The sequence below is a fragment of the Kluyvera genomosp. 3 genome (assembly GCF_011765685.1).
Classification (GTDB): domain Bacteria; phylum Pseudomonadota; class Gammaproteobacteria; order Enterobacterales; family Enterobacteriaceae; genus Kluyvera; species Kluyvera georgiana_A.
In genome coordinates, this window is sequence record NZ_CP050321.1 from 1,168,398 (window position 1) to 1,184,241 (window position 15,844).

The following is a 15,844-nucleotide window of genomic DNA, read 5'->3' on the forward strand; positions in this document are numbered from 1 at the left end:
CAAAAATACTTTCCGAATAACGATACATTTATCGTTTTCATTCATTAACTAAATTGTGGGAATCTTCCTGTTTCAAATACGGCTCCAATACAGCAATCAGCTCGCCAACGTCATCGGGGGTAAATATACCATCAACTCCCTCGTGCGAGACTGAGATGAAAGGCTTGTCATATAGAGTGTCGACCACGATAGAACCGTGCTGGGCGATGTAGTTTTTCAGTAAGTTCATAAAGCTGACCTGTTTTGCTGTAAGTGTAGGATGGGTATGCAAAAAGCCTTTGAAGTGGTCTTCGATGGCTTGAGGGTCCAATCCTATTATTTCACGCAGAGTCAGGTGAAGTTGGTTAGCTGTGCGACCATAGAATTCATTAAGCACTTCCAAACTCACACCGGGATTGCTGGTGAGAATGGTAGAGGTCAAAGTTTTCAATTCTAACTCGGTAATAGATTCGCCAATACGGATTTTCTGCAAAGTGGGGTTGACCGAGATCATCTGATCCAGAATATTTTTGAGCCTGCGACGGTAGAGCATAGCCTCGTTGGCACCTGCGATTATTATCTCGCGTTCTTTATCTTGTAGGCCAGAGTCACCTGTTTTTGTTGTTGGCATGGAATACACACCACCACTATTAGTTTGTCGATACTTCATAATGCCGCGCAGTTCTCTGCGAGCCTTTTCCAACTTATCAATAGTGGAGTTTTGCCAGAAGTCTGCACTGCGCACTTCGGCTATGATGGCATCTTTATGGCGTACGGCCTGAATGTTAACAGCCAGTGTATCAAGTTCAGCTAACAGCTGATCTCGACCATCGTCAAAACCGCTCGCTTGCTCAACCAGGTTACGCTCTATGGTGGCTATGAGCTTATCCAGTTGAGTAGCGTGTTTGTCGCGTAATACCCTGGATGACATTAATGGAGCGATATTATTGACCATCAAATGTTGGGTTTTAGCGTCAAAGCGCTTTAGTAAATCGGTTTGCTGTAACTGGTGTACAATTCGCAATTCACGTTTTACTGCAATACTTGTATCAGGCAGGTCGTTAATATCTGCACGCAATAACTCAATAGCGGCATCAAAGGCTGCTGCATGATTTTGTCGTAAGGCTGCCTGTGCAAGTTCAAACCGGGCTTCGAATGTGGTTTGCAGTAAGGATTTGCCACCGGTGTCTTCAGGCTCTTGGTATTCTTCTTCAAAGAAATCGAAGTTGCCGTAATGGTCAAAAATCAGAAATTCGGTTTTGTGCTTGCCTGGCCCGAAAAGATTAGGCCTCAGGCGAGTGCCTCGGCCAATCATCTGCCAGAACTTCACCCAACTTTTAACAGGCTTGGCAAATACCAGGTTAACCACTTCGGGTACATCGATGCCCGTATCGAGCATGTCGACCGAAATAGCGATTCGAAATTCATTGTCTGCCTTTTTGAATTCCTTGATTAGGCTTCCGACATGGGGAATGTCATTGTGGATGACCTTGCATACTTTGGTACCGTACTGTGGGTACAACTCGCAGAAGATTTTTTCAAGGTGCTCAGCGTGTTCCTGACGTTGTGCAAAGATGATGGTTTTACCGATCAGAGAACCGGTTTCATCTTTAATGCCATTGTTGATCAGATTTTCCAGAATAATACGGTCAGTATCTTCACTGAAGATCTTGCGGCCAATGTCTTTACCCGCAATGGTGGTGTTACGGGCTTCTTCCTTACCTAAGTCTTCTTCGAGTTGGAGTTTCTGTGTTTCAGTAAGGTCATTGTAGTGAATACCATCACGCAGAAAGTCGGTTGTAAGATCTTTTACCCGAAACGGTACCAAGTATGATGGCTCATTGTTAATCGCTGCGTCTAGCCCAAATTCAAATGTAGGGTCAGTTGTTTCGCAGTCGAATATATCAAACGTATTGCGACTGATAAATTTCACAGGAGTCGCTGTCAGGCCCACTTGAAGGGAATCGAAGTATTCAAACAGGTCGCGGTATTTGTTGTAGATCGTGCGATGAGACTCATCAGCGATGATCAGGTCAAAGAAGCCCACATCCAATTGAGCGAAACGGTTCATCATGCCGGGATAAGTAGCAATATAGATACGTGCACTTTGATCAATCTTATTGGTTTCACCGATCACACATCGTGGCTCAGATGGTAGATTTTGCTTAAACGCATCATCGGCCTGTACCCGCAGCTCTTTGCGGTCACACAAAAAAAGAGCGCGTTTGGCCCAACCAGTGCGAAGCAGTAATTCAGCTAGTGCAATGGCAACGCGGGTTTTCCCTGTACCGGTAGCCTGAATAATCAATGCTTTGCGGCGCTGGTTTTGGAAATGGGCCGCAACCGTTTTGATGGCTTCAATCTGGTAAGGGCGATCAGCAATACTAAGTTCTGGGTTGAATTTTTCCAATTCAGCGGCACGGTAATGGCGTTGATAGATCAGATAGTCCAGGCTGTCTTTACTGTAGAAGCCATACACCGGACGATAGGTGTTGTATTGGTGATCGTCCCAAATGAAAGTTTCGTAGCCGTTGGAATAAAAAATAACCGGGCGCTGATAACCCATATGCTCAAAGGCATCGGCATAAAAGCGAGCCTGCTCACGACCTGCTTGAAGATTAGTATTACCAGATTTTTTCGCTTCGATAACGGCCAGCGGCTGACCGTTATCGCCCCATAGAACATAATCCACCCGGCCTTTACCTGAGGGATTATTGGGAAAGAGAACTTCAAATTCCTGACCAACCTGATCGGGGTTCTTAGTATCCCAACCGGCTTGCAACAGCATGGCATCGACCAACAATGCACGGGTTTTAGCTTCGTTCCATTGCAGGCTATCAGCCACTTTTTGGCTCTGTTGCTGGCGTTTATGTTGATCGGACTTGACGATAGGCTCAAGCTTATCGACATTTAGAGTTCGTTCAAGCTCCACCTGTGCCATCACTCTTTCGAGCTCTTCCTGCTGTTTTTGCAGTTCTTTTTCGTAGCTAGAAACTGATTTTTGAAGTTGATTCAGAGTTGCCGTTGGGTCTTTTACATCGACAAAAGAGGGAATTTGATCCTTTTTTTTGTTGTAGTACTTAATTCCCATGTACATGGCCAACTGATGTGCAGTCTCCAGTGCCATTTGTGCATTACGCAATTCGCCTTCGGCTCCATGCGCTGTATCGTTACCTTGTATACGCAAAAAATTGATCTGATGAACCAGCGATTTGCTTACGCAGTCTTTAAAAACCGGGCTTTTGATCAGCTCATATAAGCTGGATTGTGGCATGCGTGGCAGCAGTTCGTGCTTGTAAATAGCCTTGGTTAGTTCTTCAGCAAAACTACGCAAGCGGGTGAGGGCGCTGCCTGGATCAACATGCAGTACTGCTTCGGCCAAACCACCGAGGTTGGCGAGCAAATTATTCTCAGGTCGTAAGAATTCAAAGTTAAATGATTTCATAATAATTTTATACCCCAACCGGCCCACGTCCCACATAAGCAAGTTTCAGCAATGACCATGCCAACTTTATGTAACCACTAGAGAATACTGTATTTTTCCATCCAATTGTTCAGCGCCTGGTAGTTTTTCAGCCCCTGTAGCTTTGCTGCCTTGGTTTTGTTCTGGCCGCTATCCAAAGCCCCGAGTTCAATCTTTAATGTCGTTTCCTTGTACATTAACGTTACGCTATTACGGCTAAGACCGGTTTGACGCAAAACGTCAGAGATCTTCATTTTTCACTCTCCCATCCTGCGAGCGAGATGGCAACGTATCATGGTCGGGCTCTACGATCGATTCAATTGAGTCAGATAATAACCCTTAAATATGAGAAAAATTAAAGATAAACAGAAATATTTTTTGCGTAATGATGAATAGCTGCTGACTAAACTATCAAGTTTAACAACAAGCTAGGTCAAAGAAGATACCGTGCAGAGAGCCCCCTCATCGAGGGGAGCACTTATCATCGAGTTTCAGCTAACCGACTAACCTGAGACCTTTTACTCCACTATCAATTACATTCCCACGATCCGCATTTATCACAAAATCAGCCCACCACTGCATCATCGGACGACGCTGCTCAAGGTAATCGCTTCGGTTGTAAGCACGTCGTACCTCATTTTTGTCCACATGAGCTAATGCTGCTTCAATAGCATCCGGTGGAAATCCTTGCTCATTGAGAGCTGTACTGGCGATAGAACGCAAACCATGGGAGACAAGAACGCCTCCTAATCCAGCACGCTTGAGCGCTGCGTTCACAGTCTGGCTGTTCATTGGCTGGGTTGGTTTGATGCGACTGGGAAAGATAAACTCTCGGCCACCACTGAGTGACTTCATCATTTCCAGAATAGAAAGAGCCACATCCGATAGTGGAACCGTATGGTCTCGGTTCATCTTCATACGAGCTGCTGGAATTTTCCATTCTTTAGCACTGAAATCGATCTCATCCCATCGTGCCTCAGCGGCTTCGGCAGGGCGGGTAATGGTGAGAAGCTGCCACATGAACAAGCACCGCGTTGACATACTGATACTTGCTGTACGCATTGTTTGCATTAACTGTGGAAGCTGATCCGGACGGATACTCGGCATGTTTTTCTTTTGCGGTTTCTCGAACGCTTTTCCGATATTTACACTGGGAACTGCATCAATCAGGCCTGTGTTCTGCGCATAAATCATGACTTCGTTAATACGCTGACAAAGGCGGCGAACAGTCTCTAATGCACCTCTGGCCTGAACCGGCTGAACAGCTTTAACCAGAGTATGAGCCTTAATCTCAGTGACGCTGATATCACCGATTGCTGGGAAAACATCTCTCTCAAGCGAGCGCCAGATATCGTCGGCATAGTCCTCTGTTACGCTGGCTTTCTTCACATTCCACCAACGCTCGGCAACTAACAAGAAGGTGTTGGTTTTGGCCTCTTGAGAATTCCTCACCTGTTCTTTCTGGTGTTCCTGAGGATCAATATCTTTTGCCAACAAAACTCGAGATTCAGCTCTGAGTTTACGCGCATCAGAAAGGGAGACAGCAGGGTAGGCACCGAAGCTCTGTTTGGTTCGCTGTTTGGTTAGAGGCCGATAGTAACGGAACTGCCAGAGCTTACTACCGCTGGACTTTATTAACAGGGTCAGCCCATCACCATCATAAAGCTGGTAATCGGCATCTTTAGGTTTGGCGGCTTTGATTTCCGTATCGGTTAACGGCTTGGTTTTTCTTGCCATGGGGAGTCTCCATGCGTTTAGGCCCAACGAAAACAATAGAGCTTTTCGTTGGGCCTATCAATGGGCCTAAAAGGTTCGGATTTAATTAGTTCTCTTCGGACTTCGCGGGACAAATTGAAGGCACAAAAAAGCCCGCAGGGCTTGCGCCATGCGGGCTCTTAGGACTTCATCGGATGACTCTGGTAATCACCGATGGAGAATTTTGGTGGAGCTGGCGGGAGTTGAACCCGCGTCCGAAATTCCTACATCCTCGGCACTACATGCTTAGTCAGTCTTTACATTCGCCTGGCACCTGCGGACAGACACGCCACTACCAAACTAGCCTGATTAGTTTTAACGCTTCAACCCCAGGCAGGGCTTCCACGCGATCTCTTTTGGGTTTGACCTCTCTTTGATCCCCGTCTTAAGAGCGGAAGCTAGGGAGAGAGGGCTCAGAGCAGGTTATTAAGCTGCTAAAGCGTAGTTTTCGTCGTTTGCGACTATTTTTTGCGGCTTTTTACGAGGCCAACCGCCCCTCGGCATGCACCTTGGGTTTCGCAAATCCCGTCGAATCCAGAATCAGCCCCAATAGTGTTGCAGCGAGTATAACAGAGATGCGGAAGGTGTTGCCAGCAAAAAACGTGTCTCAACAAGCTGTTGGCTGTGCGTTTCTTGTGCAGTTGGCGGTGTTCAGGAGGGATAACGGGCTGATACTAAAAAATATCCCCCATAGGTTGGGGGATATTTGTTGTGGCTGGACAGGTATCTGGCTTAGCGCCCTGCATGTTTCATAATACGCGCTTTATCGAGCTGCCATTCACGATCTTTCAGGTCGGAGCGTTTGTCGTGCTGCTTCTTACCTTTGGCGACGCCGATCTTCACCTTACACCAGGCGTTTTTCCAATACAGCGACAGCGCGACTACGGTGTAACCTTCGCGGTTGATACGCCCGTACAGAGAATCCAGTTCACGCTGGTTGAGCAGCAGTTTACGCGTGCGGGTAGGATCGCAAACGTAATGCGTAGATGCCACGGCCATCGGGGTAAAGTTGGCGCCGAACAGGAACGCTTCACCGTCTTTCAGGATAACGTAGCTGTCGCCGATGTTGGCTTTACCTGCGCGCAGGGATTTCACTTCCCAGCCCTGGAGCGCCAGGCCCGCCTCAAACTCTTCTTCGATAAAGTATTCGTGGCGGGCGCGTTTATTCAGCGCAATCGTGGCCGATCCAGGTTTGTGTGCTTTTTTCTTTGTCATAATATCCTGAAATTATCGCTAATCTGATAAACCTAGCCTCAAGCTCCCGCGAGGCGTAATGCGTTATCTTAGCACGATATAGCCTGTGTCCGTTTTTTTTAACCGTAGATAAATGATACTATTTACGCCGTGTTCGATCATGGAAATTGCTATGCCTCAGATTAGCCGTACTGCGCTGGTTCCCTACAGCGCGGAGCAAATGTATCAACTGGTGAATGATGTGAATGCCTACCCGGATTTTCTTCCCGGTTGTACGGGCAGCCGCGTTCTGGAGTCTGGACCGACGCAAATGACGGCGGCGGTCGATGTCGCAAAAGCGGGTATCAGTAAGACCTTTACCACGCGTAATACCTTAACCGATAACCAGAGCATTTTGATGCATCTGGTCGATGGGCCGTTTAAAAAGCTGATTGGCGGCTGGAAGTTTACGCCGTTAAGCCAGGACGCTTGTAAGATTGAATTCCATCTTGATTTTGAGTTTACCAATAAGCTTATTGAACTGGCGTTTGGTCGTATCTTTAAAGAGCTGGCGCTGAATATGGTGCAGGCATTCACGATGCGTGCCAGAGAGGTTTACCGTGTCGGGTAAGATTGCCGTGGAAGTGGCTTACGCGCTGCCGCAAAAGCAGTACGTGCAGCGTGTCACCCTGGAGGAAGGGGCCACGATCGAGCAGGCGATTCAGGCAAGCGGGTTGTTGGCGCTGCGTGATGATATTGACCTGAGCAAAAATAAGGTCGGTATTTATAGCCGTCCTGCTAAATTGCAGGATGAAGTTCGCGACGGCGACCGGGTTGAGATTTATCGTCCCCTGATTGCCGATCCGAAAGAGCTTCGCCGTCAGCGGGCGGAGAAGTCGGCGCAGAAAAAGGGATAGCGCCTTACCGTGATTTACAGACAATAAAAAAGCGCTCAATGAGCGCTTTTTTTGTCACCGCTGACTTATTTGGTCAGCGCTGGTTTGTTATCGATGTTGGTCAGCACACCGCTGCTGTTGAAGGTTAACGTCAGCGTTTGTTGGGTTGCTTTTTCATGCCCAGGCTGCTGGCGGAAAACATAGAACCAGGTGTTGGTGCCGAACGGATCGGTCATCATCGGGGTACCTAAGGTGTAGGCGACCTGTTGTTGGGTCATGCCTGGACGAATTTTCGCTACATCGTTAGGTGCCAGGTAGTTCCCCTGACTAATATCAGGACGGTAAACCACTCGCTCCAGAGTGGAACAGCCTGCAGTCATCATCAGAAGAACCGCTGCGGCAGCAGTCAGCGTTTTACAGCGCATAGTGATTTGATTCCTTTTCGGGCCCGAGCAGTACGCGGCTCATATGTCATGTGCCGATGATAATAGACCTGAGGTAAGTTGGAAACCTTTGATATCAGGTCTTACGGCGTTTTTATTGTGAACTCAGACTCTAAGAAATCAAAAAAGTTTATGCGGCCAGCAACTCTTTCGCATTCGCCAGCGTATTACGGGTGACTTCACTGCCCCCCAGCAGCCGCGCCAGCTCTTGCAGGCGAGCGCGTTTGTCCAGGGGTTGCATATGGGTTTCGGTCATTGCGCCGTCGGTCTCTTTGCTGACGTAGAAGTGGTGGTGCCCACAGCCTGCAACTTGCGGTAGGTGGGTCACACACATCACCTGGGTCGATTCACCCAGTTGGCGCAGCAGCTTACCGACGACTGCCGCCGTTGGGCCGCTAATCCCGACGTCCACTTCATCGAAAATCAGCGCGGGTGTTTCCATCTTGCGTGCGGTAATCACCTGAATGGCCAGCGCGATACGCGACAGTTCACCGCCTGAGGCAACCTTGGCAATCGCCTGTAACGGCTGCCCCGGGTTAGTGGTGACGCGAAACTCAATACGATCTGCACCTTCGGCAGTCAGATGCTGTTCTTCAAAGCTGACGTCAATATCAAACAGGCCGTGCGGCATCGAGAGCATATGCATGCTGTCGGTAATCAGCTGCGCCAGCTCCTGTGCGCTGGCCTGACGCTGAGCGTGCAGCTGGCGCGCGGTGTCCAGGGCCAGTTGGTGATAGCGAGAAACCGCCAGTTTGAGCGTTTCGAGTGAGTCGCTCTGGTCGTCGAGCAACTGCTGTTCGTCCAACAGCGACTGGTAGTATTCAGGCAGCGCTTCCGGCGAGATTTGATGCTTCCGCGCCAGGGAAATCTGTTTTGACAGACGCTGTTCCAGCTCGAACAGACGGTTTGGATCGAGATCCATGCGATCGCAATAATGGCGCAGCTCGTCGCTGGCCTCGCTGAGCTGAATGGCCGCTTCTTCCAGCATATCCAGCACGCCGGAGAGTTTGCTGTCCATGCTCACCAGTTCACCGGCCAACTGACGGGCTGTGTAGAGCTGGCTTTGCAGGTTTACGTCGTCGCCGTCGGCCAGGATAGCCAGCGCGTGCTGGCTCGTGGAGAGTAACTGGCCGCTATTTGCAAGGCGCTTGTACTCTTCATCGATTTGTTCATATTCACCGGGCTGCGGATTGAACTCGATCAGCTCTTTCAGCTGGTATTGCAGCAGTTCGGCTCGCGCGGCACGTTCCTGGCTTTGCTGCTGGTGAGCCGCCAGATCGCGGCAGCTTTGGTGCCAGAGACGGTAATTTTCCGCCATTTGATGCGTGAGAGTCGATTCTCCTGCGTAGGCATCAAGCAGCGTTTTCTGGTGTTCGGATTTGACTAACTGCTGGTGTGCGTGCTGCCCGTGGATCTGAATAAGCAACTGGCCCAGCTCTCGCAGTTGGGAAAGCGGTACGGCCGTGCCGTTAATAAAGCCACGAGAACGACCATCGCTGCTGATGACGCGGCGCAGCAGGCACTCGCGGCCATCCTCCAGCTGGTTTTCCTCAAGCCAGCGCAAGGCCGCAGGCGTGTCCTTCAGCGCAAAGCGCGCGCAGAGGTCGGCGCGAGTGGCGCCAACGCGGACCATGTCGGCTTCCGCTCGACCGCCCAGGCACAGCCCGAGGGCATCAATTGCAATAGATTTACCCGCACCGGTTTCCCCGGTGATGGCCGTCATGCCGCTGTTGAAGTCGATTTCAAGTTCACGAACGATTGCAAAATTGCTGATGGTCAGTTGTGCCAACATAGCCGCTTTCCTGTATGAAAACCCATAACTGTGTTTTCATACAGTATAGACTGGTTTTTTATCCAGTAAAGAGGCGGCGATAAAATTAGAACAATTTTTTTGACCAGCCAAGTTTTGTGCTTAATGTATTGAAATAGCTGTAGTCTTTAGGGTGAATGAGATTCAGGTGATAGTCGCTGCGGCGGATCAATACGTCTTCGCCTTCCTGGATGGGCAGGGCAATCTGGCTATCACAGCTGATTTCCAGGTCGCTGCGACGGTGCGAAAAACGCAGGCGGATGGTGCTGTTGCTGTTAATCACCAGCGGGCGCGCGGAGAGCGTATGCGGGAACATTGGCACCAGAGTAATCGCATCTAATGATGGGGTGAGAATCGGCCCCCCGGCGGAAAGTGAGTAGGCGGTGGAGCCGGTTGGGGTGGAGATAATCAGGCCATCGGAACGCTGGGAGAAGGCGAAGGTCTCGTCGATATACACTTCAAACTCAATCATGTGCGCCACTTTGCCCGGGTGCAGCACGACTTCGTTGATGGCGGTGCTGATCCGCTTCTGGCAGTTCTGCTGGCATACCTGAGCCTCCAGTAAGAAGCGCTTTTCAGCAATGTAATTGCCGTCCAGCACGTCGGCAAGCTGCTGATGGGCGTTGTCGGGGTCAAGGTCGGTCAGGAAGCCGAGGTTGCCGCGGTTAATGCCAATGACGCTGATGTCGTAGCGTGCGAGAGTACGCGCCGCGCCGAGCATATTGCCGTCGCCGCCAACCACCACCGCGAGATCCGCTTTTTGACCAATTTCGGCCAGCGTGCCGGTTTTCACATTATCGAGCTTCAGCTCCTGGGCTATCTGGCGCTCAACAATGACATCGAGGCCTTTGGTGCACAGCCAGCGATAGAGCATTTCATGTGTCGTCAGGGCCGTCGGGTGACGAGGGTGTCCTACAATACCGATACACTTGAAATGATTGTTCATTTTCTGAATGTCCTTGTGCCGAAGATTGGTGACAATGTGAGAGCTTCCCTTGAAACCCGAAATCTTATCCCCATAATAAGCCAAGTTAGCGAGATGATTGCGAAAAAACGCGGAGAAATTCATGAGTAGTAAAGAACAGAAAACGCCTGAGGGGCAATCCCCGGAAGAAATTATCATGGATCAGCACGAAGAAGTTGAGGCGGTTGAACCAGACGCTTCTGCTGAGCAGGTGGATCCGCGCGACGAAAAAATTGCGAACCTTGAATCGCAGTTGGCGGAAGCCGAAACTCGCGAGCGCGAAAGCGTACTGCGTGTAAAGGCCGAGATGGAAAACCTGCGTCGTCGCACTGAAATTGACGTTGAGAAGGCGCACAAGTTTGCGCTGGAAAAATTCGTCAACGAACTGCTGCCGGTGCTGGACAGCCTGGACCGTGCGCTGGAAGTGGCCAACAAAGACGGCGACGCGATGGCGGCGATGATCGAAGGTATTGAACTGACGCGTAAGTCGATGCTGGACGTGGTCGCGAAATTTGGCGTGCAGGTTGTCGCCGATATCGACGTGCCGATGGATCCGAACGTTCACCAGGCGATTGCGATGGTGGAGTCTGACGAAGTGGCCGCTGGCAACGTGCTGATGGTGATGCAGAAGGGTTACACCCTGAACGGTCGTACTATTCGCGCGGCGATGGTGTCTGTTGCGAAAGCGAAGGCATAATCTTCGCGTTCCCCTCTCCCCTGCCGGGGAGAGGGGATATCTTTAATCCTTCACGCTTTCCCGCAGCGGTTTCACCGGGTTCACCTGCACCTGCTTAATCACGTTATCCTGCACCTCGAGAATATCGATATCATACTGGGCAATGCGAACGCGCGTGCCTGCAGCCGGAATCTCTTCCAGTGCTTCAACAATCATCCCGTTCATGGTGCGCGCTTCGTCTTCCGGCAGGTGCCAGTTGAAGGCTTTATTCAGTTCGCGCACGTTGGCGCCGCCGTCGATAATGACAGAGCCATCATTTTGCGGGTTAACTTCTTCGGCAAGCGATGGTGACATAGAGGTGGTGAAGTCGCCGACGATCTCTTCCAGAATGTCTTCCACCGTCACCAGACCCTGAATATCGCCATATTCGTCAACCACCAGTCCCACTTTCTTCTTATTGCGCTGGAATTTCACCAACTGGGTGCTGAGCGGCGTTCCCTCTGGCACGAAGTAAATCTCATCGGCGGCGCGCAGCATCACCTCTTTGGTAAACTCTTTTTTCTCGGTCATCAGACGATAGGCTTCGCGCACGCGCAGCATACTGATGGCATCGTCGAGACTATCGCGGTACAGCACGATGCGACCATGCGGCGAGTGGGTAAGTTGGCGGACGATAGACTTCCAGTCGTCGTTGATGTTGATGCCGACGATTTCGTTGCGCGGCACCATAATGTCATCGACGCTAACTTTTTCCAGATCCAGCACCGACAGCAGCATGTCCTGATTGCGGCGTGAAATCTGCGAGCGGGATTCATTCACGATGGTGCGCAGCTCATCTTTGCTGAGCGCGCTGCTGATAGTGATGTCGGTTTTAATGCCCATCATGCGCATCAGGATGCGGGTGATGAGGTTAAGCAGCCAGACCAGCGGCATCATCAGAACTTGCAGCGGCGCGAGCAGGAAGCTGCTGGGATAGGCGACCTTTTCCGGGTAGAGCGCGGCGATGGTTTTGGGCAGCACTTCAGCGAACACCAGTACCACAAAGGTCAGCACGCCGGTAGCGATGGCGACGCCCAGATCGCCATACAGGCGCATGCCGACAATGGTACCGAGCGCGGAAGCCAGGATGTTGACCAGGTTGTTGCCAATCAACACCAGGCTGATGAGACGGTCAGGCTTTTTCAGCAGCTTTTCAACTCGCCGCGCGGATTTGTCGCCCTGCTTCGCCAGATGACGTAGTCGATAGCGATTGAGCGTCATCATGCCGGTTTCAGAACCGGAGAAATAGGCGGAGATGACCACCATGATGATCAGCGTCACGATCAGCGTGGTGGTAGAGATATGTTCCAAGAGAATTCCTTAGTACTTAGCCCACGAATTGTTGAATCACGCGGCTACCAAAGTAGGCGAGCGTCAGAATGCCAGCGCCCGCCACGTTAAACCAAACCACCCGGCGGCCGCGCCACCCTTCGTGATAGTGACCCCATAACAACACGATATAGACGAACCAGGCGATGATGGAAAGGACAGCCTTGTCGATATTTTCCATGCTAAAGAGGTTATGCATGTAAAACAGGCCGGTACAGAGGGTCAGCGTGAGCAGAACGACGCCAACCTGGGTGATGTGAAACATTTTGCGCTCAATGACCATCAGCGGCGGCATTTCGTGATTGAACGCCAGCTTCTTATTCTTGAGCTGATAGTCAATCCATGCCAGCTGTAGCGCATACAGAGCGGCGATAATCAGCGTTGCGTAGGAGAACAGCGACAGGCCGATATGCACCATCATCCCCGGCGTCGCTTCCAGGTGGGTAATAAACTCATTGGGCATAAAGGTGGCGAAGGCGAGGTTGATCAGCGCGAAGGCATAGACGATGGGCAACAGCAGCCAGCCGCGGTTACGCGAAGCAACGATGGTCATCACCGTACAGATCATCAGGCTCACCAGCGAGCCAACGTTTAACAGGCTGAGATTCTGCCCGCTGTCACCGCCCGGCAGGATACGGGCTTCCAGCGCAAATGCATGGCACACCAGCGCCACGGTGGCGGAAAGAATCGCCATACGCCGCCAGCCGCTGTTTTTTTGCAGCAGTCCGGGGATGATCAGCGCCAGGCTGATGGAGTAGGCAACAAGCGCGAGCAGGGCAAACACAGGCATAAAGAGTCGGCAGTCGTCAAAGTGAAGAAAGAGAAGCAGTATATACGCAAAATCCCTCGAGTTGTATCAAGGCGCACAGGTGGTGTGAGGGCGATGGCGTCACGTTACGCGATATCAGCGCCAACCACGGCCTCACAACTCGCCCGGTGTCGTGTTATACTCCCGCAAATTTCCGTTTTTTTGTCGCGTAAGCGACTCACCGTTTCCACCCCAGGCGAGAGACAATGTTTGATAATTTAACCGATCGTTTGTCGCGCACGCTGCGCAATATCAGTGGCCGTGGACGCCTTACTGAAGACAACGTAAAAGAGACGCTGCGCGAAGTGCGCATGGCGCTGCTGGAGGCTGACGTTGCGCTGCCGGTAGTGCGTGATTTTATCAATCGCGTAAAAGAAAAAGCGGTTGGTCATGAAGTTAACAAAAGCCTGACCCCGGGCCAGGAATTCGTCAAAATCGTGCGTAGCGAACTGGTTTCGGCGATGGGCGAAGAGAACCAGACGCTGAACCTCGCCGCGCAGCCGCCGGCAGTCGTGCTGATGGCGGGCCTGCAGGGTGCGGGTAAAACCACCAGCGTCGGTAAGCTGGGTAAATTCCTGCGCGAGAAGCACAAGAAGAAAGTCTTGGTGGTTTCTGCCGACGTTTATCGCCCGGCGGCGATCAAACAGCTGGAAACCCTGGCTGAACAGGTTGGTGTGGACTTCTTCCCGTCTGACGTTGGCCAGAAGCCTATCGATATCGTTAACGCGGCGCTGAAAGAAGCGAAGCTGAAATTCTACGACGTGCTGCTGGTGGATACCGCTGGTCGTCTGCACGTTGACGAAGCGATGATGGACGAAATCAAGCAGGTTCACGCGGCCATTAAGCCGGTTGAAACCCTGTTTGTTGTCGACGCGATGACCGGTCAGGATGCGGCAAACACCGCCAAGGCCTTTAACGAAGCGCTGCCGCTGACCGGCGTAGTGCTGACCAAGGTCGACGGCGATGCGCGCGGCGGTGCGGCACTCTCTATTCGTCACATTACCGGCAAACCGATTAAATTCCTCGGTGTCGGCGAGAAAACCGAAGCGCTGGAGCCGTTCCACCCGGACCGTATCGCTTCCCGTATCCTCGGCATGGGCGACGTGCTGTCGCTGATCGAAGATATTGAGAGCAAGGTTGACCGCGCGCAGGCTGAGAAGCTGGCGACCAAGCTGAAGAAGGGCGATGGTTTCGACCTGAACGACTTCCTGGAACAGCTCAAGCAGATGAAAAACATGGGCGGCATGGCGAGCCTGATGGGCAAACTGCCGGGCATGGGCCAGATTCCAGACAACGTCAAATCCCAGATGGATGACAAAGTGCTGGTGCGTATGGAAGCGATCATCAACTCGATGACGCTGAAAGAGCGCGCGAAGCCGGAAATCATCAAAGGTTCCCGTAAGCGTCGTATCGCCCAGGGCTGCGGCCTGCAGGTGCAGGACGTGAACCGTCTGCTCAAGCAGTTCGACGACATGCAGCGCATGATGAAAAAGATGAAGTCGAAAGGCGGCATGATGAAAATGATGCGCGGAATGAAGGGTATGATGCCCCCAGGATTCCCCGGCAGATAATACGGATTGCATTTTGCCCAAAAATGAGTAAAATTTTCGGGCTTTTAATATGACACCGGGCCCCTTCCCTCGATGGGGCCCGGTTGTTCTATTCACACAAGAGGATGTTATGGTAACTATTCGTTTAGCACGTCACGGCGCTAAAAAGCGTCCGTTCTACCAGGTTGTTGTTACTGACAGCCGTAACGCACGTAACGGTCGCTTCATCGAGCGCGTTGGTTTCTTCAACCCGATCGCTTCTGGCGCGGAAGAAGGCACCCGTCTGGATCTGGACCGTATCGCACACTGGGTTGGCCAGGGCGCAACTATCTCTGATCGCGTATCTGCGCTGATCAAAGAAGCTAAAAAAGCAGCTTAATCTGTCACGGTGGTCATGATGAGCAAGCAACACACCGCACAAGCACCTGTTGATCCGATCGTATTGGGGAAAATGGGTTCTTCCTACGGTATCCGTGGTTGGCTCAGAGTGTTTTCCTCCACCGAAGACGCCGAAAGCATTTTTGACTATCAGCCCTGGTTAATCCAGAAGGCGGGTCAGTGGCAGACCGTTGAGCTGGAAAGCTGGCGCTACCACAATCAGGATATCGTTATTAAGCTGAAAGGCGTTGACGATCGCGATGCCGCGAATCTGCTGACGAACTGCGAAATTATCGTGGATTCCTCGCAGCTGCCGGCGCTGGAAGATGGAAGCTATTACTGGAAAGACCTGATGGGCTGCCAGGTAGTGACCACGGAAGGCTACGGTCTCGGTAAAGTCATCGATATGATGGAAACCGGGTCGAATGACGTTCTCGTCATTAAGGCAAACCTGAAAGATGCATTTGGCATCAAGGAGCGGTTGGTTCCGTTCCTCGATGGGCAGGTTATCAAGAAAGTCGATCTCGCTACTCGTACTATCGAAGTAGATTGGGATCCTGGTTTTTAAACCACCGGATAAA

15 protein-coding genes and 1 other RNA gene are annotated in these 15,844 nt (G+C 51.3%); 6 read left to right on the top strand and 10 right to left on the bottom strand.

Features of this window, described 5'->3' with window-relative positions; translation table 11 throughout:
- Positions 1-37 precede the first annotated feature (37 nt).
- The 5 genes from GY169_RS05550 to smpB all read right to left on the bottom strand — a co-directional run bounded on the left by GY169_RS05550 (position 38) and on the right by smpB (position 6,412).
- Positions 38-3,424, bottom strand: coding sequence for a DEAD/DEAH box helicase family protein (locus GY169_RS05550; protein WP_167575202.1), 3,387 nt, complete (start codon positions 3,422-3,424; stop codon positions 38-40).
- 77 nt (positions 3,425-3,501) lie between these two features.
- On the bottom strand, positions 3,502-3,696 hold the full coding sequence (locus GY169_RS23390) for a hypothetical protein (protein ID WP_167575203.1): 195 nt from the start codon (positions 3,694-3,696) through the stop codon (positions 3,502-3,504).
- A 241-nt stretch (positions 3,697-3,937) separates the two neighbouring features.
- Positions 3,938-5,179: an integrase gene (locus GY169_RS05560; RefSeq protein ID WP_167575204.1), complete on the bottom strand. Its 1,242-nt coding sequence runs from the start codon at positions 5,177-5,179 to the stop codon at positions 3,938-3,940.
- Between the two features lie 203 nt (positions 5,180-5,382).
- Positions 5,383-5,745, bottom strand: a transfer-messenger RNA (tmRNA) gene (gene ssrA / locus GY169_RS05565).
- 184 nt (positions 5,746-5,929) lie between these two features.
- Positions 5,930-6,412: an SsrA-binding protein SmpB gene (smpB, locus tag GY169_RS05570; RefSeq protein ID WP_064543348.1), complete on the bottom strand. Its 483-nt coding sequence runs from the start codon at positions 6,410-6,412 to the stop codon at positions 5,930-5,932.
- A 151-nt stretch (positions 6,413-6,563) separates the two neighbouring features.
- Between smpB and GY169_RS05575 the strand changes: the two genes are divergently transcribed.
- Both GY169_RS05575 and GY169_RS05580 read left to right on the top strand, forming a co-directional pair.
- On the top strand, positions 6,564-7,001 hold the full coding sequence (locus GY169_RS05575) for a type II toxin-antitoxin system RatA family toxin (protein ID WP_064543350.1): 438 nt from the start codon (positions 6,564-6,566) through the stop codon (positions 6,999-7,001).
- Complete coding sequence (locus tag GY169_RS05580) at positions 6,991-7,287, top strand: RnfH family protein (protein WP_167575205.1); 297 nt, start codon at positions 6,991-6,993, stop codon at positions 7,285-7,287. Before GY169_RS05575 ends, GY169_RS05580 begins: the two co-directional genes overlap by 11 nt.
- A 65-nt stretch (positions 7,288-7,352) precedes the next feature.
- Here GY169_RS05580 and bamE read toward each other — a convergent pair whose 3' ends face one another.
- The 3 genes from bamE to nadK all read right to left on the bottom strand — a co-directional run bounded on the left by bamE (position 7,353) and on the right by nadK (position 10,465).
- Entirely contained in the window at positions 7,353-7,691 is a 339-nt protein-coding gene (bamE, locus tag GY169_RS05585) for an outer membrane protein assembly factor BamE (RefSeq protein WP_064543353.1), read from the bottom strand.
- Positions 7,692-7,839: 148 nt separating this feature from the next.
- A complete protein-coding gene (gene recN / locus GY169_RS05590) occupies positions 7,840-9,501 on the bottom strand; it encodes a DNA repair protein RecN (RefSeq protein WP_163448349.1) in 1,662 nt (553 codons plus the stop codon).
- A gap of 85 nt (positions 9,502-9,586) precedes the next feature.
- A complete protein-coding gene (gene nadK / locus GY169_RS05595) occupies positions 9,587-10,465 on the bottom strand; it encodes an NAD(+) kinase (protein ID WP_064543386.1) in 879 nt (292 codons plus the stop codon).
- Between the two features lie 121 nt (positions 10,466-10,586).
- Here nadK and grpE point away from each other — a divergent pair, with 121 nt between their 5' ends.
- Positions 10,587-11,180: a nucleotide exchange factor GrpE gene (gene grpE / locus GY169_RS05600; RefSeq protein ID WP_167575206.1), complete on the top strand. Its 594-nt coding sequence runs from the start codon at positions 10,587-10,589 to the stop codon at positions 11,178-11,180.
- A 42-nt stretch (positions 11,181-11,222) separates the two neighbouring features.
- Here the strand turns inward: grpE and GY169_RS05605 are convergent, their stop codons facing one another.
- Both GY169_RS05605 and GY169_RS05610 read right to left on the bottom strand, forming a co-directional pair.
- A complete protein-coding gene (locus tag GY169_RS05605; RefSeq protein WP_163448353.1) occupies positions 11,223-12,509 on the bottom strand; it encodes an HlyC/CorC family transporter in 1,287 nt (428 codons plus the stop codon).
- Positions 12,510-12,525: 16 nt separating this feature from the next.
- On the bottom strand, positions 12,526-13,317 hold the full coding sequence (locus tag GY169_RS05610; RefSeq protein ID WP_163448355.1) for an inner membrane protein YpjD: 792 nt from the start codon (positions 13,315-13,317) through the stop codon (positions 12,526-12,528).
- 224 nt (positions 13,318-13,541) lie between these two features.
- Between GY169_RS05610 and ffh the strand changes: the two genes are divergently transcribed.
- The 3 genes from ffh (at position 13,542) to rimM (ending at position 15,831) form a co-directional block, all read left to right on the top strand.
- Complete coding sequence (gene ffh, locus GY169_RS05615) at positions 13,542-14,906, top strand: signal recognition particle protein (protein ID WP_064543362.1); 1,365 nt, start codon at positions 13,542-13,544, stop codon at positions 14,904-14,906.
- Positions 14,907-15,015: 109 nt separating this feature from the next.
- The gene (rpsP, locus tag GY169_RS05620; protein ID WP_064543364.1) at positions 15,016-15,264 is read left to right on the top strand and encodes a 30S ribosomal protein S16; all 249 of its coding nucleotides are present in this window, start codon (positions 15,016-15,018) and stop codon (positions 15,262-15,264) included.
- A gap of 18 nt (positions 15,265-15,282) precedes the next feature.
- Complete coding sequence (gene rimM / locus GY169_RS05625) at positions 15,283-15,831, top strand: ribosome maturation factor RimM (RefSeq protein WP_035894946.1); 549 nt, start codon at positions 15,283-15,285, stop codon at positions 15,829-15,831.
- Positions 15,832-15,844: the final 13 nt, after the last annotated feature.

Bases quoted from the DNA above. Each gene is read 5' to 3' on its own strand.
- GY169_RS05550 (WP_167575202.1), bottom strand. From the start codon at position 3,424: ATGAAATCATTTAACTTTGAATTCTTACGACCTGAGAATAATTTGCTC.
- GY169_RS23390 (WP_167575203.1), bottom strand. From the start codon at position 3,696: ATGAAGATCTCTGACGTTTTGCGTCAAACCGGTCTTAGCCGTAATAGC.
- GY169_RS05560 (WP_167575204.1), bottom strand. From the start codon at position 5,179: ATGGCAAGAAAAACCAAGCCGTTAACCGATACGGAAATCAAAGCCGCC.
- smpB (WP_064543348.1), bottom strand. From the start codon at position 6,412: ATGACAAAGAAAAAAGCACACAAACCTGGATCGGCCACGATTGCGCTG.
- GY169_RS05575 (WP_064543350.1), top strand. From the start codon at position 6,564: ATGCCTCAGATTAGCCGTACTGCGCTGGTTCCCTACAGCGCGGAGCAA.
- bamE (WP_064543353.1), bottom strand. From the start codon at position 7,691: ATGCGCTGTAAAACGCTGACTGCTGCCGCAGCGGTTCTTCTGATGATG.
- recN (WP_163448349.1), bottom strand. From the start codon at position 9,501: ATGTTGGCACAACTGACCATCAGCAATTTTGCAATCGTTCGTGAACTT.
- nadK (WP_064543386.1), bottom strand. From the start codon at position 10,465: ATGAACAATCATTTCAAGTGTATCGGTATTGTAGGACACCCTCGTCAC.
- grpE (WP_167575206.1), top strand. From the start codon at position 10,587: ATGAGTAGTAAAGAACAGAAAACGCCTGAGGGGCAATCCCCGGAAGAA.
- GY169_RS05610 (WP_163448355.1), bottom strand. From the start codon at position 13,317: ATGCCTGTGTTTGCCCTGCTCGCGCTTGTTGCCTACTCCATCAGCCTG.
- ffh (WP_064543362.1), top strand. From the start codon at position 13,542: ATGTTTGATAATTTAACCGATCGTTTGTCGCGCACGCTGCGCAATATC.
- rpsP (WP_064543364.1), top strand. From the start codon at position 15,016: ATGGTAACTATTCGTTTAGCACGTCACGGCGCTAAAAAGCGTCCGTTC.
- rimM (WP_035894946.1), top strand. From the start codon at position 15,283: ATGAGCAAGCAACACACCGCACAAGCACCTGTTGATCCGATCGTATTG.